We start from the raw sequence: 22,824 nt of genomic DNA, 5'->3' as shown, positions 1-22,824 counted from the left end.
ACTAGCTCCCGCCGGTATCTGGCAGCATGGTCTGCAGAGCCTGCGTCATTGTCTCGATCAGGCGGTCGCGGTCGGCAGGCCTAAGTTCCTCTCCGCCTTGAACGCGGGTGCAGATCTCGGGGCAAAGCTGGCTTGCGGCCTCGCAGACCCGCTTCTCAGCCTCCGCGATCTGTTCCGGCGGGATCTTGTCGAACAGGCCGCTGGTCGCGGCCAGCAGGGCGACGACCTGATCGACGACCGACATGTGTGCGTGTTCGTTCTGCTTGAGAATTTCGCGCACTCTCAAGCCCCGGTCGATCTTCATCCGGGTTTCCGGATCGATCTGGGTGCCGAAACGGGCGAAGCTCTCCAGTTCCTCGAACTGGGCGTAGAACAGGCGCAGGTCGCCTGCGACCGAACGATAGGCGGGAAGCTGGGTCTTGCCGCCGACGCGGCTGACGGATGCGCCGATGTCGATGGCCGGAAGCTGGCCTTTTTCGAACAGGCCCGGCGACAGGTAAATCTGTCCGTCGGTGATCGAGATCAGGTTGGTCGGCACGTAAGCCGAAATATTCTGCGCCTGGGTTTCGATGATGGGTAGCGCGGTAATGGAACCGCCGCCGAATTCGTCCCTGCGGCGGGCGGAGCGTTCCAGGAGCCTGGAATGAATGTAGAAGATATCGCCCGGATAGGCCTCGCGCCCCGGCGGGCGCCGCAGGAGCAGCGACAGTTCGCGGTAGGCACGGGCATGGCGGGTCAGATCGTCGTAGACGATCAGGACGTCCCGGCCTTTTTCCATGAAATACTCGGCCATGGAAGTCGCCACATAGGGAGCGACGAACTGGAGCCCGGGGGCTTCGTCGGCGCTGGCGACGACGACGATGGTCCGCTCAAGCGCGTTGCCCTTGCGCAGGGCCTGGATCACCCGGGCAACGGCGGAGGCCCGCTGGCCGATGGCGCAATAGATCGAGATGACCCCGCTGTCGTGCTGGTTCAGGATGGTGTCGACGGCAATCGCCGTCTTGCCCGTCTGCCGGTCTCCGAGGATCAGTTCCCGCTGGCCGCGCCCGACGGGTATGGCCGCGTCGATGGCCTTGATCCCGGTCTGGAGCGGGACGTTGACCGGGGCGCGATGCATGATCGGCAGGGCAGGGCGCTCGATCGGCAGCCGTGCTTCGGCACGGATGGCGTTGCCACCGTCCAGCGGCTGTCCCAGCGGATCGAGTACCCGGCCGAGCAGGGCATCTCCGACCGGCACGTCCACCACCCGGCGGGTGCGCAGGACCGTGTCGCCGGGGCGTATATGCTCCGTCGGGCCAAGCACGATCACGCCTGTCCGTTCCTCGCCGAGACTGGAGGCGATGCCCATCTCACCACCGGGAAAGGAGACCAGTTCGTCGGCGTAGAGATCCGTAAAGCCGGCGATCTCGGCGATTCCGTTGCCCACGCTGAGGACCCGAGCGATATCGGCGACTTCCAGCCTGGCCCTGGTCTTGTCCAGGGCCACATCCATCTGGTCGAAGAGCTTGTCGGTCAGCTCCTTGGGCAGATCAACCATTGGTTTGGCCTTCCGGCTTCGGGGTGCTCATTCCTGCGGCGTCCAGGGTGTCACGGACGAGATTTTCCAGCTTCTTCAGATAGCTGCCGGCCGACCACTCGACGGTCTCCTCGCCCAGGGTCAGGCGAATGCCGAGGACCACGTCCTCTTCGGTGCGGTAGTCGAATTCGATATCCGTGCCCAGGGTATCACGGACGGCCTGGGCGATCCGGTTGCGCGCATCGTCGGGCAGGTCGATACCGCTTTCGAACACCGCCGTGCTGTCGGGCCGGGTGGCCGCATCGCGCAGGCGCGTCTTGGTGTCCTCTTCCAGCGTTTCCAGGCGCCGGGCGAATTCATTGGCTATCTGTACGGCGAGATCCGTACCGGCGAAGTCGGCCAAGGTGCGCCGAACCACCTTGACCACCTGATCGGACATGCGCTTGCGCAACTGGCGGATCAGTTCAGTCTTTTCTTCTTCCAGATGCTCCTGCCAGTTGCTGCGCTTTTCGTCGAACTCCTTGCGGAGGTCCTGTTCCAGCCGGACCCTCAGGGCTTCGGCCTCGCGGCGTGCTTCGGCCAGAACCTCCTCGGCGCGCGCGTCGAGGTCCTGCTGTCGTTCGCGTAAGGCCCTGCCTTCCTGCTCCGCTTCTTCCCTTTGCTTGCGGGCATCGGCGAGGCGCTCCTCGATCCGCGCCTCGCGCTTCGCCATGGCACGCGTGATCGGCGTGTACAGGAAACGCTGGAGCAGCCAGATCAGAACCAGAAAATTTGCAATCTGCGCGGTGATCGTCAGCCAGTCGAGCTGCAAGGGGTTATCCTCCGGCTACGGCCGTGGCCTGGGTGACATACGGATTGGCGAACAGAAGGATCATGGAGACGACAAAGCAGTAGATCGCCGTCGACTCGATCATGGCCAGACTGACGAAAAGTGTGCGGGTGATCGTATTGGACGCGTCCGGCTGCTGGGCGATGGCAAGCAGCGCCTGGGAGGCCGCCCGGCCTTCTGCAAGAGCCGGGCCTATGGCGCCGAACATGGTCGTCATGCCGGCCGTGAAAATGGACACGATTTCGATCCATGGAATTTGTTCCATATTCATTCTCCCGGATTGTGGATTTCGTCTGAGGAGCCGCCGGCTTCCGCTTCTTTCGGGTCGCGCCGATGGGTCTTCGAGGCGGAGGCGATATAGACCATCGCCAGAACCGCGAAGATGTAGGCCTGGACCAGGCCGGTGAGCAGGCCGAGAAGCTGCATGATGATCGGAAAGAAGAAGGGCGCGATGCTGATCAGGATGCCGACGATGATCGAGCCGCTCATGATGTTGCCGTAGAGACGGACGGCAAGCGCCAGCGTGCGCGACAGTTCGCCGATGATGTTGAACGGCAGCATCATGAAGGTCGGCTCGGCATAGCTTCGCAGATACGCCAGCAGCCCCCGTTTCGTGATGGAGAACAAGGGAACCGCGATCAGAACGCAGATGGCAAGGGCGGCGGTCGTCGACAGGGACCCGGTCGGCGGTTCGTACCAGGGCAGGATGGTGAGGAGGTTCGAGGTCGCGATGAACAGGAACAGGGTTCCGATGAAGGGCAAGTATCGCAACGGATCTCCGGCGCCGATGTCCGCGATCTGATCGCGAATGCCGCTGACGATCACTTCCAGCAGGACCTGCCAGCGGGAGACGGTTTCTCCTTCCGACAGGCGAGACGTGATCGACCAGGATCCGAGCACCAGGACGGCCATGATGGCCCAGGTGAACACGATCGTCGCGTTCAGCTTGAGGCCTTGCCATTCATATATGATCCACTGGTCCGGACTGATTTCCATTATCGGCTGCCTTCGCGGTTCTTATGCTTGGCAATGCGCGTTGCCGAGAAACGGACGATCACGAAACCCGCAACGGCGGCTGCCAGTTCGTAAAGCCCGAATTTGCCGAGGACGAACCACGCCATGGCGCCACCGACCAGCGCAAGCCGCCCGATCGTGCTGGCGGCAAAGATCCATCCCGGCCCGCCGCCGGTGAAGTTGCGGATGGCAAACCACAACATCACGAAATAGGCGGCACCCAGGACCGCGCCGACCGCAAATGCAATGACAAGGGGGAGGGGGGACATGCTCAGGCGCGACCTTCCGTCCGTATGTACCGGCAAGCATTCATTGTCTTAGTCTTCATCGTCATCATCCTGACTTTCCCGCCGAACCCAGTACCAGGCATTCATGCAACCGATGGCCACGCCGGCCAGGAGCATGGCGAGGGTCCAGGAAAACTTCGGGTTTGAAATCATCCGATCGTCCATCCACACGCCCAAGGCCGTGCCGAGTACGGTCGGTATCGCGACCGCCCAGCCGACGAGGCCGAACATGCCGAGGCCGTAGAGTTCGCTCTTTCCCTCGCGCAAGCGGGCTTGCCTTTTGCGCTTCGCCTTGCGGGCGATCTCTTCGGCCTGCCTGCCGGCGCTTTCATCGTAGCTGTGCCTGTCTCTGCGGGTCATGCGGACTGTTCCAGATCGAGGAAGCGGCGGACCATCTGTGCCTCCAGCCGGGCCAGCGCCGAGCGGGCGGCCCGTTCATTCTCGTCGAGGTCCCGGAAGACCTCCTGCACGCGGTCCTGAAGGCTTTCAAGATCGTGGCCGAGGATGGCGTTGCTTGTCGAGACCAGAACCTCTTCGGCGCATTTCACCAGGGTGCCGGCGCGAATGCCGGCGTAGCATTCGGTCCCGTCGGTCGTTTCATAGGTCAGGATGCCGGGAACCAGTTGCGAGACGAAGTCTATGTGGTTGGGCAGCATGCCGAAGGCGCCGTCCGGCCCTTCGGCCACGATCCGGTTGACCTCCATGTCCATCAGGATTTTCCGGGGTGTCACGATCTTAAGCCGCATCTGTCGTGGCCCCAGTCCCGGCGTGATCGCGTTCGAGATCGTCCACGGTGCCGATCATATAGAAATCGCTCTCCGGTCGGTCGGCGAATTCATCGGCCAGGATGCGTTCGCAGGAGGTAAGCGTGTCCTCCAGGCGGACGAAGGTTCCGGGATTCCCGGTCATCTTTTCGGTCGAAAAGAACGGCTGGGTCAGGAACCGTTCCAGCCGCCGCGCCCGTTTGACCACTGCCCGGTCCTTTTCCGACAGCTCCTCCAGACCCAGCATGGCGATGATGTCCTTCAGCTCTTCGTATTCGGCAAGCGTGTTGCGGACGGCGCGGGCGACTTTGTAATGCCGGTCGCTGACCGTGCCCGGTGTCAGCATCTTGGAGAACGAGGTCAGCGGGTCGATCGCGGGATAGATGCCTTCCGAGGCCTTCTTGCGCGACAGGAAGATCGAAGCCGACAGGTGAGAGAACGTGTGGGTGGCTGCCGGATCGGTGAAATCGTCGGCGGGTACATAGACGGCCTGGATCGACGTCATCGTGCCCCGGTCCGTGGAGCAGATCCGTTCTTCCAGACCGGCAAGTTCCGTGCCCAGCGTCGGCTGGTAGCCGACGCGCGACGGCATCCGCCCGAGAAGGCCGGAGACTTCCGATCCGGCCTGCACGAAGCGGAAGATATTGTCGACCAGCACGAGAACGTTGCGGCGCAGGTCGTCGCGGAAATATTCCGCCATGGTCAGGGCCGCATGGCCGACCCGGAACCGGACTCCGGGGCTTTCGTGCATCTGTCCGAAGACCATGATGGTCCGGTCGAGGACCTTTGCCGCCTCCATTTCGCGGTAGAGTTCCTCCGCCTCGCGGCAGCGTTCGCCGATGCCGCAGAACAGGCAGATCCCCTCATATTCGGCGACCGTATTGTGGATCATCTCGGTGATCAGAACGGTCTTGCCGACGCCGGCGCCGCCGAACAGCCCGGCCTTGCCGCCTTTTTCCAGCGGGCTCAGCAGATCGATCGCCTTGATGCCGGTCTCGAAAATCTCGCTTTCGACCCGGCGTTTCGACAGGGGCACCATTTCTCCATGGATCGACCGCCGAGGCAGCTTGGCAAGCGGTTCCTTGTTGTCGATCGTGTCGCCGAACAGGTTGAGCATGCGGCCGAGAAGATCTTCTCCGACCGGCACGGTCAGCGGGCGCCCGGTGTCATGCACGGCAAGCCCCAGGCGCAGTTCTGAGGACGGGTTGAGAACAAGGCCGCGGGCGATATCGGCGCCTGGCAGCGTTGCCACCTCGATATCGATTTCCGGATCGGACAGGGCCACGAGGTGATTGCCGATTCCCGGCAGGCGACCGGAAAAGCGGACATCCGCAACGCCGCCTTCAAGAGCAACGATGTGTCCTATGTTCCGTCCGTCCGTCATGAATGGATCCTGCCTGCGACTGAATTCCGGAGCGTTGCCTATGAAAGGATAACGGTCTTTCCCAATGATGAAAGTGTTTACTGCGGTGCGGGATGAGGCGCATTGACCGCGATCAACGCCGCAGAAGCGGCTTATCGCTCAGGACCAGGCTTGAACGGGGCGTCCTGTGAATTTTTCTTCACCGGCATTGCGAAAACTGCTGATCGCTTCCAACCAAGGCCCATTAACTTTTCAATTGCATATTTACATGGCAGCATGCGGGTGCCAAAGGGGGCATGTCGTTCCGTCAGGATCGGGCTGCGACGAATGGCCCTTAAGAAAATTTGACTGAATGGCTGGCTTTGAGATAGCGCAATGATAAATTGCTTTTTTGGCATGTAAAAAGCCCCATGAGAAAATGCACCACCGGACGCAGGTGCCCGAGTTTTGGGAGAGGTTACTGATGGATTATGACGCGCTGTTCCAGGATCAGCTCGATCAGCTGAAGGAAGAAGGCAACTATCGTCTCTTCGCCGATCTTGAACGCCGTTGCGGGGCCTTCCCGAAAGCCGACAATCATATTGGCGACCAACAGCGTGAAGTCACCATCTGGTGCTCCAACGACTATCTCGGCATGGGGCAGCACCCGAAGGTCATCGCGGCCATGCACGAGGCGCTCGACCATTGCGGCGCGGGCGCGGGCGGCACGCGGAACATCTCCGGCACCAATCATTACCATGTGAAACTGGAAAACGAGCTGGCCGACCTGCACGGCAAGGAAGCCGCTCTGCTGTTCACCTCCGGCTACGTGTCCAACTGGGCGGCACTCTCTACGCTGGGGTCGCGTCTCAAGGACTGCGTGATCCTGTCCGATTCCATGAACCATGCCTCCATGATCGAAGGCATCCGCCATTCGCGTGCGGAAAAGGTGATCTGGAACCACAACGACGTGGCCGACCTGGAGCGCAAGCTGGCCGCGATCGAACCGCACCGGCCGAAGATCGTCGCCTTCGAGAGCGTCTATTCCATGGACGGCGACATCGCGCCGATCGAGGCCATCTGCGACGTCGCCGACAAATACGGCGCCATGACCTATCTCGACGAAGTCCATGCGGTCGGTCTTTACGGCCCGCGCGGCGGCGGTATTGCCGAACGTGACGGCGTCGCCGACCGGGTGACCCTGATCGAAGGCACGCTCGGCAAGGCCTTTGGCGTGGTCGGCGGTTACATCACCGGGTCTGCTGCCCTGGTCGACTTCGTGCGCAGTTTCGCAAGCGGCTTTATCTTCACGACGGCCCTGCCGCCGGCGGTCGCCGCGGGCGCCACGGCCTCGATCCGTCACCTGAAGGAAAGCGAATTCGAACGCGCGCGGCATCGCGCGGCAGTCGCCAAGCTGCGGGCGCGCCTCGATGCGGCCGGGATTCCGCACCTGGACAATCCGAGCCATATCGTGCCGGTGATGATCAAGGATCCGGTCAAGTGCCGCATGATCAGCGACATCCTGCTGGACAGTTACGGCATCTACATCCAGCCGATCAATTATCCGACGGTCGCCAAGGGCACGGAACGTCTGCGGATCACGCCGTCGCCGATGCACACCGATGCGGATCTCGATCATCTGGTGCACGCGCTCAACGACCTGTGGTCGCAATGCGCCCTTGCCCGCGCGGTCGCCTGATCGCGGCACAAGCATTGCTGTGAAATTGAAAAGGGCCCGGATTTTCGTCCGGGCCATTTTTTTCACGGGCGCTGACTACTTGCACCAATAACCTCTCCCATGGGGAGAGGTCGGGCCGAATGGCCCGGGTGAGGGGATCTGGACTATCGGTATCCCTGAAAGATTTGCGCCGCTAACCCCAGCCCTCTCCCTATGGGAGAGGGGGCGAAAATGTCTTCTGCTTCTATCCAAAAACGAAACGCGCCATCTGGATTGAAGGCGACTTAGGACCCCGGCGTCCACAGCCGGTTGATGTCGAAGGCGTGGATGTCCTTCATGAGGTCGACGAAAGCCTCGGCCGCCCTGTCCAGCGACTTCTTGCCCTTTTCGGCGCTGGCGTTGGCCGCGTTGCCGACCGCGCCCTTCGGGTTGAGGTCCTGGGACTTCCAGCCGAACTGCTGCGGACCGTGCCCGCGCAGATATTTGAACTCCTTGATGAACTCCTGCTGGGAGGACTTGAAATCCTCCGCCTTGTCCATGCGCACCAGCTCCGGATGGAGGTGCAGCATGATGGAGGTTTCCACGTCGCCGCCATGGATGCCGTAGACGAATTCGCCTTCCGGGAAGACGCCTTCAGGCTGTCCGAACCGGGACCATGCGGTGGCGGTCACCAGCATGTCGTGCTTTACCCTGAGTTCCCGGGCGACGATGTCGATGATCGGCACGTTGCCGCCGTGGGAATTGATCAGGGCCAGCTTGCGGATGCCGGCGCGCGCCACGCTGTCGCCGATGTCCAGCCACGCCTTCGTCAGCGTGTCCCAGGAAAGGGTCAGGGTGCCCGGCGAGGAGATGTGCTCGTTCGACTTGCCGATGGCCTGGGTCGGCAGGAAGGTGACGGGCAGGTCTTCCGGCAGAAGCTCCAGGACACGGGCGATCTGACCTTCGGCAATGGCGGTGTCCGTATAGACCGGAAGATGCGGCCCGTGCTGCTCGATGGCCGCGACCGGCAGGACTGCGATCCAGTCCTTGGTCGACGGATCCCTGAAATCCATCGTTGTCATTTCGTGCCAATAACGTCTTGGAAGCATTCTACTCACCTTTAGCGGAGATCTTGTTGCGGCTGAGCTTACCGCGCTGCAACGTAATCGTCAGGCGGGGCGATGTCTATTTTTCAAATGCCTGAATTTTGGAGCCGATCCTGGCCTCTCACGGAAATCTGATAGTGAGCGTTAAGGTGCGTTAAGGTTTCGATAGGCGGTTGCGCGGACAATGCGGCGCATGATCGGCGCCCTGTTGTCCAGTTCCGCCGCACGCAGCCTTGCCGCAAGCAGGTCTGCGGGGTTCGGCGCAGGCAACCCCGAAGAGAAATTGCCTCTTCGGGGGGACGACTGCGAGTGCGAGGCCGACGAAAAGAAACAGGCCAGGCAAGCGGCGACCCAGGCACCGGCTGTTCCTCCTTTGGATGCCAATGCGATCCTGGCCCTGCAGGGGGTCGATGCGGAGACGTTCGCAGCGCTCAAGGAAGACCCGAACGGCACGACCGGTCAGGCACCCGCACAAGGTCAGGAGCAGGGCGAGGAAGACGGGCAGGGTGTAGCCATCAGTGGTGCGGATACCGCCGGCAATCCGGCGGCCGCGACGCAGGCGGAAGAGGACGAAGGCGCCAACAAGGCGGACGGGCTTTCCGAAGGTGAGGAAAAACAGGTCAAGGAGCTGAAAGAGCGCGACCGTGAAGTGCGTGCCCACGAACAGGCCCATGCCCGGACCGGGGGCGGTCATGCCGGTGCGCCGAGCTATACCTACCAGCAGGGACCGGACGGAAAACGCTACGCCATCGGCGGCGAGGTTTCCATCGATACCTCCGCGGAACGAACGGCGGAAGCGACGATCCGCAAGATGCAGGTCGTCATCCGCGCCGCAACCGCGCCCGCCGAACCGTCGTCCCAGGATCTGAAGGTTGCGCAGCAGGCCCGCGCGCAGTTGCAGGAGGCGCAGGCGCAGGTTCGCCAGGAGCGTGCCGCTGAACAGTCCGGCGGTGATGAGGCAACGAGTGCTGCGGGTGCCGACGGAACTTCTGCCGCCGGCGCCGGTCCGACTGCAGCCGAAACCGGACCCGGCCAGAACGGTGCCGACCCGAATGGTTCCAACGGGGGCGGAGACACCAGCAGGGGTGGGTTCGCCAGCCCCGATTCCAGTGCGGGTTCGGGGCGCGATGACGCCGGGCCGTCCTCAGCGAACAGGGCCTATTCCGATGCTCTACAGCTGTTCCAGCAAGCGAACGCGGACCGGGCTGCGGAACGCCGGAACGGGCTTTACGCCTGATCGCATCTCGGACGGCTTTCCGGGCTTGCCCGACCGGCGATTTTCGACTTACTGTCGCCGCCGACCTCTCTCGTACGGAGACCAACTCCGTACCTTTTCCAAACCAGGTAACCGATGCAGGCTGTGAAGGCGCGGCGCGCCGTTGCGACGATCTTTTTTCTTCTGGGAACGCTGATCGGGATTTGGGCATCGCGCATCCCCGATATCAAGGCCATCCTGAAGCTCGATGAAGCCGGGTTTGGTCTCGTGCTTCTCGCCATGGCTCTTGGTGCCTTCTTTGCGTTTCCGATCGTCGGTCGGCAGATCGACCGGATCGGCGCCGCCCGCATGGCCCGGTGGCTTGCCGTGCTTACGCTCGTCCTGTTCGTCAGCCTGGCGGCGGGCACGACGGTGTGGATCATGGTGCCCCTTGTCTTCGTGACCGGGTTTTTAATCGGGGCGCTGGATATCGCGATGAATGCCTGGGGCGCGGAGGTGGAACAGGCGCTGCGCAAGCCGGTCATGTCCTCCTATCACGGGCTCTATAGCCTGGGCGCGGGTGTCGGTGCGGCGGCCGGCGCCGGAGCGATCCGGTTGGGGCTGAGTGTGCCGCAGCTTTTCGTCCTCTGGGGGCTGCTGATGGCGTTCATGCTTGCCTTCGCGCTTCGGGTTCCCTGGACCTCGGAACGGCAGGTGCCGGAGAAGAAAAAGGGACCGCTTCTGGCACTGCCGAAAGGGGCTCTGTTTTTCGTCGGCATCATGGCGCTGATCGCGGCGCTGGGCGAGGGAGCCGTGACCGACTGGGCCGCGGTCTATCAGATCGAGGAACTCGGGTTCGGCAGTTCACAGGCCGCGATCGGATTTGCGCTCTTCTCCGGTGCCATGGTCATCATGCGTCTGTCAGGCGACAGGCTGATCGCCCGTTATGGCCCGGTGCCGGTTGCCCGCCTCAGCGGGCTGGCAGCCGCCGTCGGGGCGCTGTTTCTGGTTTTGGGATCGCATATCTGGCTTATCTGGATCGGCTGCGTGGTCATGGGGCTCGGCAACGCGGTCATCTTTCCGCTCGCCATGTCCCGTGCGGCGGCCGATCCGGTCATGTCCAAGGGAACAGCGCTTGCGGCCGTGGCGACGCTCGGTTACGGCGCGTTCCTGTTCGGGCCGCCGGTTCTCGGCTTTATCGGCACGGCGGTTTCGCTTCGCGCGGCCTTCGGGCTGGTCGCCGTTCTTGCCATCTTCATTTTCCTGCTGGCCGGAGCTTTGAAGGTCGAGAAGGGCGAAGGGGTTTAGGTGCCGCAGGGCGGGTGTCCGCCCCGCGGCGTTGGTTTTCTCAAAGGCTTTCCAGGAACCGCTTCGCTGCCTGTCCGTGCTCGTAGCGCAATTCGCCGATGTCGATGCCGGTCGGAACGCCGTCGGCAACCTTCCACTCGCCGCCGATCATGACCCGGTCGGCGGAATGGGCGCCGCACAGCACCAGGGCCGCCAGCGGATCGCCGGCGCCGGAGAAGCGCAGCTCGTCGAGGGTGTAGAAGGCCATATCGGCCATCTTTCCAACCTTGATCGCGCCGATATCGTCACGGCCGAGGCAGCGCGCCGAGCCTTCGGTTGCCCAGCGGAAGGCGTCGTAATGGGTCACGGAGGCGGCGTCATAGGTCAGCCGGTTGATCATCAGCGCGTGACGGACGCCCTCGATCAGATTGGAATTGTCGTTGGAGGCCGAGCCGTCGACGCCGAGACCGACGGGACTGCCGGCGGCTTCCAGTTCCTTGGTCCGGCACTGGCCGGAGGCCAGCACCATGTTGGACGTCGGGCAATGGCAGACGCCAACGCAGGCATGGCCGAGGCGCTTGACCTCGTCGTCGGTGAAGTGAATGCCGTGAGCGAGCCAGACGCGTTCGTTCAGCCAGCCGCATTCTTCCAGATAGTCGACCGGGCGGCAGTTGAATTTCTCCAGGCAGTAATTGTCCTCGTCGATGGTCTCGCCCAGATGAGTGTGCAGGCGGCAATCGTATTTTTCCGCGAGCGCCACGCTGTCCTGCATCAGGCGCTTGGTGACGGTGAATGGCGCACAAGGGGCAAGCGCGACCTGGAGCTTCGAGCCTTTCGAGGTGTCGTGATACTTCGACAGCACCCGCTCGCAGTCGGCGAGGATCGTGTCCTCGTCCTGCACCACGGTGTCCGGCGGCAGGCCGCCGTCCTTCTGGCTGAGGTTCATGGAGCCACGGGTGATGGTCATGCGCACGCCGACCCGTTCGGCTTCCTCCGCCTGGATGTCCATCGCTTCTTCAAGGCCGTCCGGAAACAGGTAATGGTGGTCGGAGGCGGCGGTGCAGCCCGACATCATCAGTTCGGTCAGCGCGAGGCGCGATCCGAGACGGAAATTGTCGGGCTTCACGTTTTTGGCCCAGATCGGGTAAAGCGTCTGCAGCCAGGGAAACAGTTCCTTGTTGATCGCCTGCGGGTGGGCGCGGGTGAGGGTCTGGAAGAAATGGTGGTGGGTGTTGACGAGACCCGGCGTGATCACGTGCCGGGAGGCGTCGAAGGTCTGGTCGACCGGCAGCATCGGTTCCTTGCCGGAGGCGACGAGTTCGACGATGACACCGTCTTCCACGACGACGCCACGCTCCGCACCCTGGCTGAGAATGGCGATGGGGTCCTTGATCCACAAACGCATTGAAATGGTCCTTTTTCACGGACCTGCAGGCTTAGATAACAGCTACCAGATTTTCGGGCTGTCCGAGTTCCGCGCAGGGAAGTTAAGTCTGTTAAGGCGCGCCTTTCGCGAAACCGCACCGGCCTGTCGGCCGAGGGTCATTCTTTATGCGGTTTCCAGCGAAGCGCAAGTGCTCCTCTAGCTTATTCTAATCCGCCTTTGCCGCGATCACCTCGACCTCCACGACGAACTCCTGGCGGGTAAAGCCGCCGACGATCATCAGGGTCGATGCCGGCGGCGGATCGGCGGTGAACTCGTCCCGGATCTTCATGTAGCCGGCCATGTGCTCGCGCCCGGTGACATAGGCGTTGATGCGCACGATGTCCTGATACCACATGCCGGCTTCCTTCAGGATCGCGCCGATATTTTCAAAGCAGAGCCGGGTCTGTCCCTCCACGTCCGGGGGGATGGTGTCGTCTTCCGTAATGCCGAGCTGGCCGGAGGTCAGGACCAGCCTGTGCCCGGCGGGAACCTCCACGGCGTGGCTGTAGCGGGCAAAGGGGGGGCGGATGGTGGATGGGGTAACGGCTCGCGCCATGGAACCTGTCGCCTTTCTCTTACGAAGATGTGGCTGTTACGAAGATGTGGCTGTCACGAAGATGTGGTTCCGGAATGTTAGCGCGTGCCGACGGCAGCGCAAGCGAAGCTTCTGCCGAAGCTTGTGGCATTTAATTGGTAAAACTGCATAATAAATGAGCATAGTTTCGATCTGACTGGGACCGATTCTTGTTCGGCAGCGCAAAAGCGGAAGCAGGGAGGCAGGGGAATCTTTCCGGTATTCGGTTGGCGGACGGTTTTGGCACGGCGTTTGCTCTTTATTTCCCTGCATGATTGCCTGACCCGCTCCCAGGGCCTGAGGAGGCACAGCGGCAGAGCACGTATCGGGACCCTCGGTGAGCGGGCCACGGTACTTTTGAGCGTATAGGAGACGGTAGACAACATGCATATTCTCAAGACACTCGGCGTCGCTGCGGCGGCCCTTTCCTTCACCACGAGCGCCTTTGCCCTCGATGAGGTCAAGTTCGGCACCAACTGGCTCGCACAGGCCGAACACGGCGGCTACTACCAGGCGGTCGCAGACGGCACCTACGAGAAATACGGCCTCAAGGTCACCATCGTTCCGGGCGGACCGCAGGCGGCCAACCGCGCCTTGCTCCTGGCCGGCAAGATCGATTTCTATATGGCCGGTAACATGCTTCAGCCGCTGAACGCGCTGGCCGAGGACATTCCGCTGATCGAAGTGGCCGCGATCTTCCAGAAGGACCCGCAGGTCCTGATCGCGCATCCGGATGTCGGTCTCGAAAAGTTCGAGGACCTTGCCAAGCTGCCGACCATCTTCATGGGCAAGGACGGCTATGCCTCCTACTTCCAGTGGATGAAGTCGGCCTATGAAGGCTTCAGCGACGCGCAGTACAAGCCCTACACCTTCAATCCGGGTCCGTTCCTGGCCGACAAGCAGTCCGCACAGCAGGGCTACATCACGTCCGAGCCTTATGCCATCGAGACCGAAGGCGGCATCAAGCCGAAGCTGTTCCTGCTGGCCGATGCCGGGTTCGAGACCTATTCGACCCTGATCGAAGCCCGCAAGGACTTCGTCGAAGCCAACAAGGACCTGACCCAGCGCTTCGTCGATGCCACCATCGAGGGCTGGTACAACTACCTCTATGGCGACAATGCCGCTGCCAACGAACTGATCAAGACGGACAACCCGGAAATGTCCGACGGGCAGATCGCCTTCTCCATCAAGACGATGAAGGAATTCGGTCTGGTCGAATCCGGTGCCGCGCTTGACAAAGGCATCGGCTGCATGACCGACGAGCAGCAGCAGGGCTTCTACGACGCCATGGTCGAGGCCGGCGTGGTCAAGGCCGGTATCGACATCAAGTCGATCTACACGACCGAGTTCGTGTGCAAGGGCGTCGGCATGGATCTGAAGAAGTAAGTCTTCCCGGATCCAACTCCCTTTTCCAATCCTATCTGTTAGCATGAGTCTGTGTGGCGGTTTACCCGTCACACGGATTCATTGGAGCCGCGTTCCAACGTGCCTCCATGGCCGGCACCTGGCCCTAAACGGAGCTTTCTCTTGACGATTGATACGGCGAAAGCCGACCCCACCTCACCGGCGGCAACGTCAGCCGCGGCATCGAAACCGCTCATCGCCCTCAAGGGCGTGTCCAAGGTCTTCTCCAATGGCACGACTGCCTTGCAGGACATGACGATGGATGTCCATCAGGGCGAATTCATCAGTCTGCTCGGACCGTCGGGCTGCGGCAAGTCCACGGTGCTGCGCATCATCGCGGGACTGGGCGACGTGTCGTCCGGATCCATCGACTGGCCGACCTCCGGCCACGATGCGACGGGCAAGGCGACGCCGGAAATCAGTTTCGTGTTCCAGGAACCGACGCTGATGCCCTGGGCGACCGTGTTCAACAATGTCTGGCTTCCCCTGAGGCTCAAAGGCGTTTCGAAAACCGCGGCCCGCGACGACGTGCTCGGCGCGCTGGAAATGGTCGGCCTGGATAAATTCGCGGATGCCTATCCGCGCGAACTTTCCGGCGGCATGAAGATGCGCGTGTCCATCGCACGGGCGCTTGTGACCCGGCCGAAACTGCTGCTCATGGACGAGCCCTTTGCCGCGCTGGACGAGATCACCCGGTTCAAGCTGAACAACGATCTTCTGCATCTTTGGGAAAAATTCGGCTGGACCGTGATCTTCGTGACCCATTCGGTGTTCGAGAGCGTCTATCTCTCCAGCCGGATCGTTGTGATGGCCGCCCGTCCGGGTCGCGTCGTCAACGATATGGCGGTCGACGCCGCCTACCCGCGGGAAGACGAATTCCGCACCTCCAGCGTCTACAACGATTATTGCAGGGAAGCGTCCAACGCGTTGCATGCAGCAATGGGGGCGAACGACCACCTATGAGCATGATTGAAAACGACAAGACCGCCGACGTGGTACCGGCCGAGCTCGATGAGCCGGCGCCGATCGCGCCGGCAACCGACAACATTGGCGAACGCGTCCTGAAAGTCGTCATTCCGCTGGCCATGCTGACGCTGCTGGTCGGGCTGTGGGCCTGGTACGTGAAGGCCTATAACGTTCCTCATTATATCCTGCCGAGCCCGTGGCTGGTGGCCCAGACCCTGGTCGAGGATTGGGGCATCCTGTCGGCGGCGCTGCTGGTCACGCTGAAGATCACGTTTTCGGCGCTGGCGATCGCGCTTGTGGGGGGCGTCGGACTTGCGGTCCTGATGACCCAGTCGCGCTGGATCGAGGTCGCGATCTACCCCTATGCGGTGATCCTGCAGGTCACGCCGATCGTGGCGATCGCGCCGCTGATCCTGATCTATGCGCCGACGACCCAGTCGGCAATCCTGATCTGCGCCTGGATCGTCGCCTTCTTCCCGGTGTTGTCGAATACCGCACAAGGGCTGAAGTCGACCGACCACAATCTGCTCAACCTGTTCGAGCTTTACGGCGCAAGTCGCTGGCAGACCCTGTTCCTGTTGAAGATGCCGAGCGCGCTTCCCTATTTTCTGGCAGGACTGAGGATCGCCGGCGGTCTGGCGTTGATCGCGGCCGTCGTCGCGGAATTCGCGGCCGGTTCCGCAGGGGCGGGGTCGGGCCTTGCCTTCCGTCTTCAGGAAGCAGGCTTCCGGCTCAAGATCCCTCGCCTGTTCTCTGCCCTGCTTCTGCTGTCGGCGACCGGTGTCGTGATCTTCTTCTGCACCAGCATGATTTCACATCTGCTCCTGCGCCGCTGGCACGAGAGCGCCCTGAAACGGGAGAACTGAGATGGGCGTTTTGGGAAGAAACCTCACAGGCGACGTGCGTCTTCTCAACGGGACGGCGCCGGCCTGCCTGTTGCCGAAAGAACTGTCCGGCGCGGCAACCGGCGATCTCGTCCGCATCGATCTGGAGATCGCGGGCGGCCGGATTGCCAGAATCGTGCCTGCGGTCGGGGCTCCGGCCGAGGGCGGAGCTGCCATCGATCTCGACGGGGGCATGATCCTGCCGACGCTTGTCGATATGCATACCCATCTCGACAAGGGGCACATCTGGCCGCGCAAATCCAATCCGGACGGCACCTTCACGAGCGCGCTCAAGGCCGTCGGCGAGGACCGGCTGGAGAACTGGACGGCGGAAGACGTGCGTGCGCGCATGGAGTTCGGCCTGCAATGCGCCTATGTGCATGGGACCGGTGTCGTTCGGACCCATATCGACAGCCTGCCGCCCCAGGATGAGATCACCTGGCCGGTCTTCAAGGAACTGAAGGAAGCCTGGAAGGGCAGGATCGATCTGCAAGGATCCTGCCTGTTCGGGATCGACCGGCTGGATCTGGACGACGGCTATCTGGACCGGATCGCCGATCGGGTTGTCGATGCCGGCGGGATTCTCGGTTCGGTCACCTACATGATCCCGCGCCTTGACGAACATCTGGACGCGATCTTCAAGAAGGCCGCCGATAAGGGTCTGGATCTCGATTTCCACGTGGACGAGACCGCCGATCCGGCAGCGCGCACTTTGCACCACATTGCCAAGGCGGCGATCCGGAACCGGTTCGAAGGCAAGATCGTCTGCGGCCATTGCTGTTCGATCGCCCGGCAGGATCCGGTGGAAGCCGATGAAACGCTGGATCTGGTCGCGGAAGCCGGCATCGGCGTTGTATCGCTTCCCATGTGCAACATGTATCTTCAGGACAGGCATGTCGCGCGGACGCCAAGGTGGCGAGGCGTGACCCTGATCCACGAAATGGCCGAGCGCGGCATACCGGTGGCGGTCGCCTCGGACAACACACGCGATCCTTTTTATGCCTATGGCGACCTGGATTTGATCGAAGTCTATGCGCAGGCGACCCGCATCCTGCATTTTGATCATCCGATCGCCGACTGGATCAAGACCGTGTCGACGTCGGCGGCGGACATGCTGAGGTCCGACGCGGGACGTCTCGCGGAAGGCGCGGCGGCCGACATGATACTCTTCAGGGCCCGGGACTGGAGTGAACTCCTGCCCCGGCCCCATGGACCCAGGGATGTCCTCCGGCAAGGGAAAACCGTCACGGAAGAACTGCCCGATTATCGAATGCTCGACGGTTTGATGCAGGGAAGGGAATTGGCAGGATGAGCGCTATCGAACAGCTCAAGGCGGATCTGGACGGTCTCAAGATCGAGGACAATCCGCAGATCGTGAAGCAGAAGAGCCGGGATTTCTTCTGGTATTCCCCGGTGCTCAAGCAACAGCTCGATCACGTGACCGGCGACCTGATCGTCAGCCCGCAGAACGAGGCGGAAGTCGCGCGGGTTCTCAAGGCCTGTTTCGCTCATGACGTGCCCGTGACCGTGCGCGGCGCCGGAACCGGCAACTATGGCCAGGCGATGCCGCTGTCCGGCGGCGTGGTGCTGAACCTGGCGGAGATGAATGCCGTCAAGGAGATCCGCCAGGGCGTTATCGTCGTCGAGCCGGGTGCCATCATCTACGACATGGACCAGCAGGCCAGGGCGAATTCCGGTCAGGAACTGCGGCTGCATCCGTCGACCTACCGCACCGCGACCATCGGCGGGTTCATCGCCGGCGGATCCGGCGGCGTCGGCTCCATCAACTGGGGCGGCCTGCGCGATCTCGGCAACGTCATTCGCCTCAGGGTACTGACCATGGAGGCGGAACCGAGGGTGCTCGATCTCACGGGCGAGGACCTTCAGAAGGTGATGCATGCCTACGGCACGAACGGGGTGATCACCGAGATCGAAATGCCGCTGACGGCCGCCTATGACTGGGTGGATGTGCTTGTCGGCTTCGACGCTTTCATGGACGGTGTGCATTTCGCCGATGAGCTCGGCAACCAGGACGGAATTCTGGTGAAGGAACTGGCGCCGATCGCGGCGCCCGTCCCCCATGACTATTTCCTGCGCCACCAGAAATATATCCGCAAGGACCAGTCGGTGGTGGTGTGCATGGTGGCGCCGTTCGCGATGGACGCCTTTGCCGCCTTCGTTGCGCGTAACGCCAAGGCGTCCATTCTCTATCGGTCCGACACGGCGAGCGACACCGAAAAGCAGGGATTGCCCCCGGCCTACGAACTGGCGTGGAACCACACCACCCTGCGCGGGCTTCGCGTCGATCCCAAGATCACCTATCTGCAGGTCCTGTATCCGTTCCCGAACCAGGTGGAAAAGGTCAGGACCATGACCGAGCTTCTGGGCGACGAAGTTCCCGGTCACCTGGAATTCGTCCGTTTCGACGGCAAGATCACCTGCTTCGGCCTGCCGATCGTCCGCTACACCAGTGAAGAGCGGCTCAACGAGATCATGCGCCTTCACGAGGAAAACGGCTGTCCGATCTTCAACGCCCACCGCTACACGCTGGAGGAAGGCGGGATGAAGCAGACGGACGAGATCCAGCTGGCGTTCAAGCGCGAGGCGGATCCGAAAGGGCTGCTCAATCCGGGCAAGATGATTGCCTGGGAAGATCCTTCCTACGATTATTCCAGCGACAAAGTGTTCCTGTTCCCGGGCCTTCAGCGCTCGTAGGAGTTCGATTTTAAAACCTATAGGACAGGCGAGGCCGCCCGGACGATGCATAGGATCGGCGGGCCGTCCCTTCCGCATGTCCGGAATTTGAAAGGCGTCAAATGCGGGTTCTCGTTCTTTTTTCCCATCCCGTCGAAACCAGCTTCGGGGCTGCCCTGCATGACCGTGTTCTCAGTGCGCTGCGCACGGCCGGGCACGAGGTCGACGACTGCGATCTCTACGCGGAAGGCTTCGATCCGCGTCTCACCCGCGAAGAACGGCTCGGCTATCACGATCTGGAAACCAACCAGGCGCCCGTGCAGGGCTATGTCGACCGGGTCCTGGCCGCAGATGCGCTGGTGATCGTCACGCCGGTATGGAATTTCGGCCATCCGGCCATCCTGAAAGGGTTTTTCGACCGGGTGTTCCTGCCCGGCGTTTCCTTCAAGATGAAGAACGGCAAGGTGGAGCCGAGCCTGCACAACATCCGCAAGCTTGCCATCGTGACCACCTATGGCGGCACGCGCCTGCGGGCGTTTCTCGTCGGCGACCCGCCGCGCAAGATCGCGACGCGCGTTCTCAGGGCGGTCATCAAGCCGGCCGCTCCGGTAAAATACCATGCGCTTTACGACATGAACCGGGTCACCGAAGACCAGCGCAAGGCCTTTATGGACAAGGTCGGCGCATCGCTCGAGGCTTTCTGATGCGCGTTCTGGTCGTTTACTGTCATCCCTGTGCGGAGAGCTTCAACGCCGCGGTCAAGGAAACGGTCCTGTCGACGCTCGAAGGCGCCGGGCACGACATCCGGTTGATCGATCTTTACGCGCAGGGGTTCGAACCGGCGATGTCGGCCGAGGAGCGGCGCGGCTATCACGAGCCCGACAGCAATGCGCAACCGGTCGCGGAACATGTGGATGCGATCAACTGGTGCGAGATGATCGTTTTCGTCTATCCGACCTGGTGGTTCGGATTGCCGGCCATGCTCAAGGGCTGGTTCGACCGGGTGTGGGTGCCTCACGTGACTTTCGAGATGCCGACGGAACGCTCCGGCATGAGACCGAAGATGCAGCACATCAAAAAGATCGCCGTGGTCACGACCTGCGGGGCCACATGGCTGGTTTCCAAGCTGATGGGAGAACCGGGGCGCAAGACGATCCTGCGCGGCATGCGGGCACTGTGCGCGACGAATTGCAGGACGCTCTATCTGGCGCACTACAAGATGGACACGTCGACGCCGGAGACCCGCAACCGTTATCTGGCTAAGATTCGTCATCACCTTGGAAAATTCTGAGAATCGGCCATTGTGACCGGAGTGTCATTTGACGGTTAAATAACGTCATTATCTTTCGCCCGGATTCGATACGGACCGGGACGATTCGGGTCGAGTGATCAGGCGGGGATTTCGACGATGGCATTCAATTACAAGAAGAGCGTGACGTTCCGTCTCGTTCAGGCCGCGAAGGCGCAACGCGCGCGTTCCGGCGGGCATTTGATGCGGATTGGGTTGCATCCCGGTCAGGAGCTGGTTTTGAAGGTGCTCGCGGATACGGACGGGCGCACCATGAGCCAACTGGCGCTGGCGCTCGGCGTTCAGCCGCCGACGGTGACCAAGATGGTGACCCGCCTTTCCGCTCAAGGCTATGTCCGTCGCCAGGTTTCCGACACGGACGGGCGTCTTGCTCGTGTGCATCTGACGGAAGCCGGTCGCGATCTGGTCGAATCCGTCGACAAGGCCTGGAAACGCCTGGAGCGGGAGGCCATGGCCGGTCTCGACGACAAGGATCGCAAGAAGCTGCGCAAGTTGCTGCGTCAGGTGGAAAAGAACCTGTCCATTTCCTTCGACCAGGATCCGGAGCACGAAAGCGATCTGGAACCGGACCAGGACGGTGCACTCGAAACGGCATAGGCCGGCAGGTCGAAACCCGGGTGATCAGGTCCGGGTTTGAAACCCGATGTTTGAATCCTTATCTCCGGGTCCGGGGGAAATGGAGAAAGTTTCTTTCTGACGACCGGACCGATGGCGAAACAGAGACTGAACGAAGAGCGCGGTGCGCGCCGTGCCGCGGCATTGAGAGCCCGCTTCAGCAAAGTGTCCGACCGCTCGTTCGGTCGCACAGGGATATTCCGGGCAAGGGAAAATGCATCGGCCGGAGCCGGTCCGGACAGGAACGCCGGCGCTGTCGGCAAAAGTATCCTGATCTGGGCAGTGATCGGAGTGGTCGCCTATTTGCTCGGTACGCTTCTGACCTGACCTTGCTTCAAGGCGAGGAACGCGGTTCAGAGCAGGAACGGATAGCCGCCTTCCATTTTCAGCAGCGCGATTTTCGTATCCAGACCACCGGAGCCGGAATAGCCGCCGAGGCCAGTCGCGGCCAGGATGCGGTGACAGGGAATGATGACCGGGATCGGATTGGCCCCGCAGGCCTGGCCGACCGGTTGTCCGAAGGTTCCCAGCTCCTTCGCGACATCGCCATAGGTGCGCGTCTGGCCGTAGGGTATGTCCAGCATGGCCTTGAAGACAGCCTGATGCAGGTCGTTTCCCTTTGGGGCCAATGGCAGGTCGAAGGTTTTCAGGCGGCCGTCGAAATAGGCGCGGAGCTGGGTCAGGGCTTCATCCAGAAGGGCGCAAGGCGCGTCTTCCGTGCGGCTGTCCCAGGTCAGCCGGGTCACGGCTTCTCCCTCGACGGTTACGGCGAGAGGGCCGACAGGGGTTTGCAGTGAGGCGACGGGCATGCGCAGGCCTTTCGATGGTCCTCATCGTGAATACATGCCGTACCGTTCCGGTGCAAACCGGCCTTTCGATATTTCCGTTTCGGGGATACAAACCGAAAACGTCTGTCGCCGGACTTCGGCGCGGCCACCCAGGATAACCCCATGACCACCGGAAATACGGACACCCCATCAAAGGGTGATGAAGGGGCGTCGAAAGCCGTTCTGATCGGGATAGGACTGATCGTTCTTGCCTGTCTCTGTTTTGCGATCCTCGATGCAACGGCCAAGTATCTGGGCCAGACCATGCCGGCGTTGCAAATTGTGTGGGTGCGGTTCGCATCCCATGTGGTCATCGCCCTGTTCATGTTCCGGATCTGGAGAAATCCCGGTTTTCTGAGAACCGGGCGTCCGGTCCTGCAGATCGTGCGTGCCTTTTGTCTGCTTTCCACGACCATCTGCAATTTCATGGCCGTGCGGTATCTTCAGCTCGCCGAAACGATCTCCATTCTGTTCGCGGCACCGTTCCTGGTCACGGCGATTGCCGGGCCGCTGCTGGGCGAATGGGCGGGCGCGCGGCGCTGGGCGGCAATCATTGTGGGCTTTATCGGCGTTCTGATCGTCACCCAGCCGGGCTTCGGCGGCATGCATTGGGCCGCCATCTATTCGGTCGGGGCGATGATCTTCTATGCACTCTACGCCCTCATGACCCGCATGCTGGCGGCGACGGATTCGCCGGCTGGAATGCTGATTATTTCGGGGCTGGTCGCGGCGATCGCCATGACCCCGTCCGGGCTGTCGGAGTGGACGCCGCCGGGGGACCTGCTCCACTGGGTGCTGCTGCTGACGACCGGATTCTGGGGGGCTCTGGGGCACTGGTGCTTCATCCTGGCCCACCGGAAGGCGCCCGCCCCCATGCTCGCCCCCTTCATCTACACCCAGATCGTCTGGATGATTGCGCTGGGTTATCTGATCTTCGCGGACATTCCGACGGTGAGTACCTTTGTGGGCGCTTCGGTCGTCGTCGCATCCGGCCTTTACATCCTTTACCGCGAGCAGATCAGGAAGGTGCCGCCGGTAACAGTTGACGCAAGGTAGGTATTGCGGGCTTAATGATGACGGGTCTTATGGCTCTATTGCCCGTGTTTTCCAATAACACGGCTGCTAATA

General features: G+C 61.9%; 26 protein-coding genes. 13 read left to right on the top strand and 13 right to left on the bottom strand.

Annotated features, from left to right (window positions below; genetic code table 11):
- Position 1 precedes the first annotated feature (1 nt).
- From ACN0SO_RS14060 to ACN0SO_RS14020, 9 genes are all read right to left on the bottom strand, one after another.
- Positions 2 to 1,537, bottom strand: coding sequence for an alternate F1F0 ATPase, F1 subunit alpha (locus tag ACN0SO_RS14060; RefSeq protein ID WP_417678698.1), 1,536 nt, complete (start codon positions 1,535 to 1,537; stop codon positions 2 to 4).
- Complete coding sequence (locus ACN0SO_RS14055; protein WP_417678696.1) at positions 1,530 to 2,327, bottom strand: hypothetical protein; 798 nt, start codon at positions 2,325 to 2,327, stop codon at positions 1,530 to 1,532. The genes ACN0SO_RS14060 and ACN0SO_RS14055 overlap by 8 nt, the downstream gene beginning before the upstream one ends.
- Before the next feature lie 4 nt (positions 2,328 to 2,331).
- The gene (locus tag ACN0SO_RS14050; RefSeq protein WP_417678694.1) at positions 2,332 to 2,616 is read right to left on the bottom strand and encodes a F0F1 ATP synthase subunit C; all 285 of its coding nucleotides are present in this window, start codon (positions 2,614 to 2,616) and stop codon (positions 2,332 to 2,334) included.
- Entirely contained in the window at positions 2,613 to 3,341 is a 729-nt protein-coding gene (locus tag ACN0SO_RS14045; protein ID WP_417678692.1) for a F0F1 ATP synthase subunit A, read from the bottom strand. Before ACN0SO_RS14045 ends, ACN0SO_RS14050 begins: the two co-directional genes overlap by 4 nt.
- Entirely contained in the window at positions 3,341 to 3,628 is a 288-nt protein-coding gene (locus tag ACN0SO_RS14040; protein ID WP_417678690.1) for an ATP synthase subunit I, read from the bottom strand. The genes ACN0SO_RS14045 and ACN0SO_RS14040 overlap by 1 nt, the downstream gene beginning before the upstream one ends.
- A gap of 48 nt (positions 3,629 to 3,676) precedes the next feature.
- Positions 3,677 to 4,006 carry an AtpZ/AtpI family protein gene (locus ACN0SO_RS14035; protein WP_417678688.1) on the bottom strand — a complete coding sequence of 110 codons (330 nt, stop codon included), beginning with the start codon at positions 4,004 to 4,006 and terminating at the stop codon, positions 3,677 to 3,679.
- A complete protein-coding gene (locus ACN0SO_RS14030) occupies positions 4,003 to 4,392 on the bottom strand; it encodes a F0F1 ATP synthase subunit epsilon (RefSeq protein ID WP_417678686.1) in 390 nt (129 codons plus the stop codon). Before ACN0SO_RS14030 ends, ACN0SO_RS14035 begins: the two co-directional genes overlap by 4 nt.
- Entirely contained in the window at positions 4,382 to 5,794 is a 1,413-nt protein-coding gene (gene atpD, locus ACN0SO_RS14025; protein ID WP_417678684.1) for a F0F1 ATP synthase subunit beta, read from the bottom strand. The genes ACN0SO_RS14030 and atpD overlap by 11 nt, the downstream gene beginning before the upstream one ends.
- A 131-nt stretch (positions 5,795 to 5,925) precedes the next feature.
- Complete coding sequence (locus tag ACN0SO_RS14020; RefSeq protein ID WP_417678682.1) at positions 5,926 to 6,171, bottom strand: hypothetical protein; 246 nt, start codon at positions 6,169 to 6,171, stop codon at positions 5,926 to 5,928.
- 65 nt (positions 6,172 to 6,236) lie between these two features.
- Here ACN0SO_RS14020 and hemA point away from each other — a divergent pair, with 65 nt between their 5' ends.
- A complete protein-coding gene (gene hemA / locus ACN0SO_RS14015) occupies positions 6,237 to 7,451 on the top strand; it encodes a 5-aminolevulinate synthase (protein WP_417678680.1) in 1,215 nt (404 codons plus the stop codon).
- A 263-nt stretch (positions 7,452 to 7,714) separates the two neighbouring features.
- Here hemA and ACN0SO_RS14010 read toward each other — a convergent pair whose 3' ends face one another.
- Positions 7,715 to 8,518 carry a creatininase family protein gene (locus ACN0SO_RS14010; RefSeq protein WP_417678678.1) on the bottom strand — a complete coding sequence of 268 codons (804 nt, stop codon included), beginning with the start codon at positions 8,516 to 8,518 and terminating at the stop codon, positions 7,715 to 7,717.
- A 181-nt stretch (positions 8,519 to 8,699) separates the two neighbouring features.
- On the opposite strand from ACN0SO_RS14010, the gene ACN0SO_RS14005 reads away from it, so the two are divergent.
- On the top strand, positions 8,700 to 9,752 hold the full coding sequence (locus ACN0SO_RS14005; RefSeq protein ID WP_417678676.1) for a putative metalloprotease CJM1_0395 family protein: 1,053 nt from the start codon (positions 8,700 to 8,702) through the stop codon (positions 9,750 to 9,752).
- Between the two features lie 114 nt (positions 9,753 to 9,866).
- Entirely contained in the window at positions 9,867 to 11,018 is a 1,152-nt protein-coding gene (locus tag ACN0SO_RS14000) for an MFS transporter (protein ID WP_417678674.1), read from the top strand.
- Between the two features lie 40 nt (positions 11,019 to 11,058).
- Here ACN0SO_RS14000 and ACN0SO_RS13995 read toward each other — a convergent pair whose 3' ends face one another.
- The gene (locus ACN0SO_RS13995) at positions 11,059 to 12,402 is read right to left on the bottom strand and encodes an 8-oxoguanine deaminase (RefSeq protein ID WP_417678672.1); all 1,344 of its coding nucleotides are present in this window, start codon (positions 12,400 to 12,402) and stop codon (positions 11,059 to 11,061) included.
- Between the two features lie 187 nt (positions 12,403 to 12,589).
- Positions 12,590 to 12,979 carry a RidA family protein gene (locus ACN0SO_RS13990; protein WP_417678670.1) on the bottom strand — a complete coding sequence of 130 codons (390 nt, stop codon included), beginning with the start codon at positions 12,977 to 12,979 and terminating at the stop codon, positions 12,590 to 12,592.
- 402 nt (positions 12,980 to 13,381) lie between these two features.
- On the opposite strand from ACN0SO_RS13990, the gene ACN0SO_RS13985 reads away from it, so the two are divergent.
- From ACN0SO_RS13985 to ACN0SO_RS13945, 9 genes are all read left to right on the top strand, one after another.
- On the top strand, positions 13,382 to 14,383 hold the full coding sequence (locus ACN0SO_RS13985; protein WP_417678668.1) for an ABC transporter substrate-binding protein: 1,002 nt from the start codon (positions 13,382 to 13,384) through the stop codon (positions 14,381 to 14,383).
- A gap of 147 nt (positions 14,384 to 14,530) precedes the next feature.
- The gene (locus ACN0SO_RS13980) at positions 14,531 to 15,364 is read left to right on the top strand and encodes an ABC transporter ATP-binding protein (protein ID WP_417678795.1); all 834 of its coding nucleotides are present in this window, start codon (positions 14,531 to 14,533) and stop codon (positions 15,362 to 15,364) included.
- Positions 15,361 to 16,233 carry an ABC transporter permease gene (locus ACN0SO_RS13975; protein WP_417678666.1) on the top strand — a complete coding sequence of 291 codons (873 nt, stop codon included), beginning with the start codon at positions 15,361 to 15,363 and terminating at the stop codon, positions 16,231 to 16,233. Before ACN0SO_RS13980 ends, ACN0SO_RS13975 begins: the two co-directional genes overlap by 4 nt.
- Before the next feature lies 1 nt (position 16,234).
- Positions 16,235 to 17,563, top strand: a complete 1,329-nt coding sequence (locus ACN0SO_RS13970) for a cytosine deaminase (protein WP_417678664.1) — start codon at positions 16,235 to 16,237, stop codon at positions 17,561 to 17,563.
- Positions 17,560 to 18,966, top strand: coding sequence for an FAD-binding oxidoreductase (locus tag ACN0SO_RS13965; protein WP_417678662.1), 1,407 nt, complete (start codon positions 17,560 to 17,562; stop codon positions 18,964 to 18,966). The genes ACN0SO_RS13970 and ACN0SO_RS13965 overlap by 4 nt, the downstream gene beginning before the upstream one ends.
- 101 nt (positions 18,967 to 19,067) lie before the next feature.
- On the top strand, positions 19,068 to 19,649 hold the full coding sequence (locus tag ACN0SO_RS13960; RefSeq protein WP_417678660.1) for an NAD(P)H-dependent oxidoreductase: 582 nt from the start codon (positions 19,068 to 19,070) through the stop codon (positions 19,647 to 19,649).
- Positions 19,649 to 20,236, top strand: coding sequence for an NAD(P)H-dependent oxidoreductase (locus ACN0SO_RS13955; protein WP_417678658.1), 588 nt, complete (start codon positions 19,649 to 19,651; stop codon positions 20,234 to 20,236). The genes ACN0SO_RS13960 and ACN0SO_RS13955 overlap by 1 nt, the downstream gene beginning before the upstream one ends.
- A 117-nt stretch (positions 20,237 to 20,353) precedes the next feature.
- Complete coding sequence (locus ACN0SO_RS13950; RefSeq protein ID WP_417678656.1) at positions 20,354 to 20,851, top strand: MarR family winged helix-turn-helix transcriptional regulator; 498 nt, start codon at positions 20,354 to 20,356, stop codon at positions 20,849 to 20,851.
- Between the two features lie 111 nt (positions 20,852 to 20,962).
- A complete protein-coding gene (locus ACN0SO_RS13945; RefSeq protein ID WP_417678654.1) occupies positions 20,963 to 21,196 on the top strand; it encodes a hypothetical protein in 234 nt (77 codons plus the stop codon).
- Positions 21,197 to 21,222: 26 nt separating this feature from the next.
- On the opposite strand, the gene ACN0SO_RS13940 is transcribed toward ACN0SO_RS13945, so the two are convergent.
- Positions 21,223 to 21,678, bottom strand: coding sequence for a methylated-DNA--[protein]-cysteine S-methyltransferase (locus ACN0SO_RS13940; protein ID WP_417678652.1), 456 nt, complete (start codon positions 21,676 to 21,678; stop codon positions 21,223 to 21,225).
- A gap of 141 nt (positions 21,679 to 21,819) precedes the next feature.
- Here ACN0SO_RS13940 and ACN0SO_RS13935 point away from each other — a divergent pair, with 141 nt between their 5' ends.
- A complete protein-coding gene (locus ACN0SO_RS13935; protein ID WP_417678650.1) occupies positions 21,820 to 22,752 on the top strand; it encodes a DMT family transporter in 933 nt (310 codons plus the stop codon).
- Positions 22,753 to 22,824 lie beyond the last annotated feature (72 nt).

This window comes from Roseibium sp., assembly GCF_048260565.1.
GTDB lineage: Bacteria > Pseudomonadota > Alphaproteobacteria > Rhizobiales > Stappiaceae > Roseibium.
This window is presented reverse-complemented; position numbering and strand designations above follow the sequence as displayed.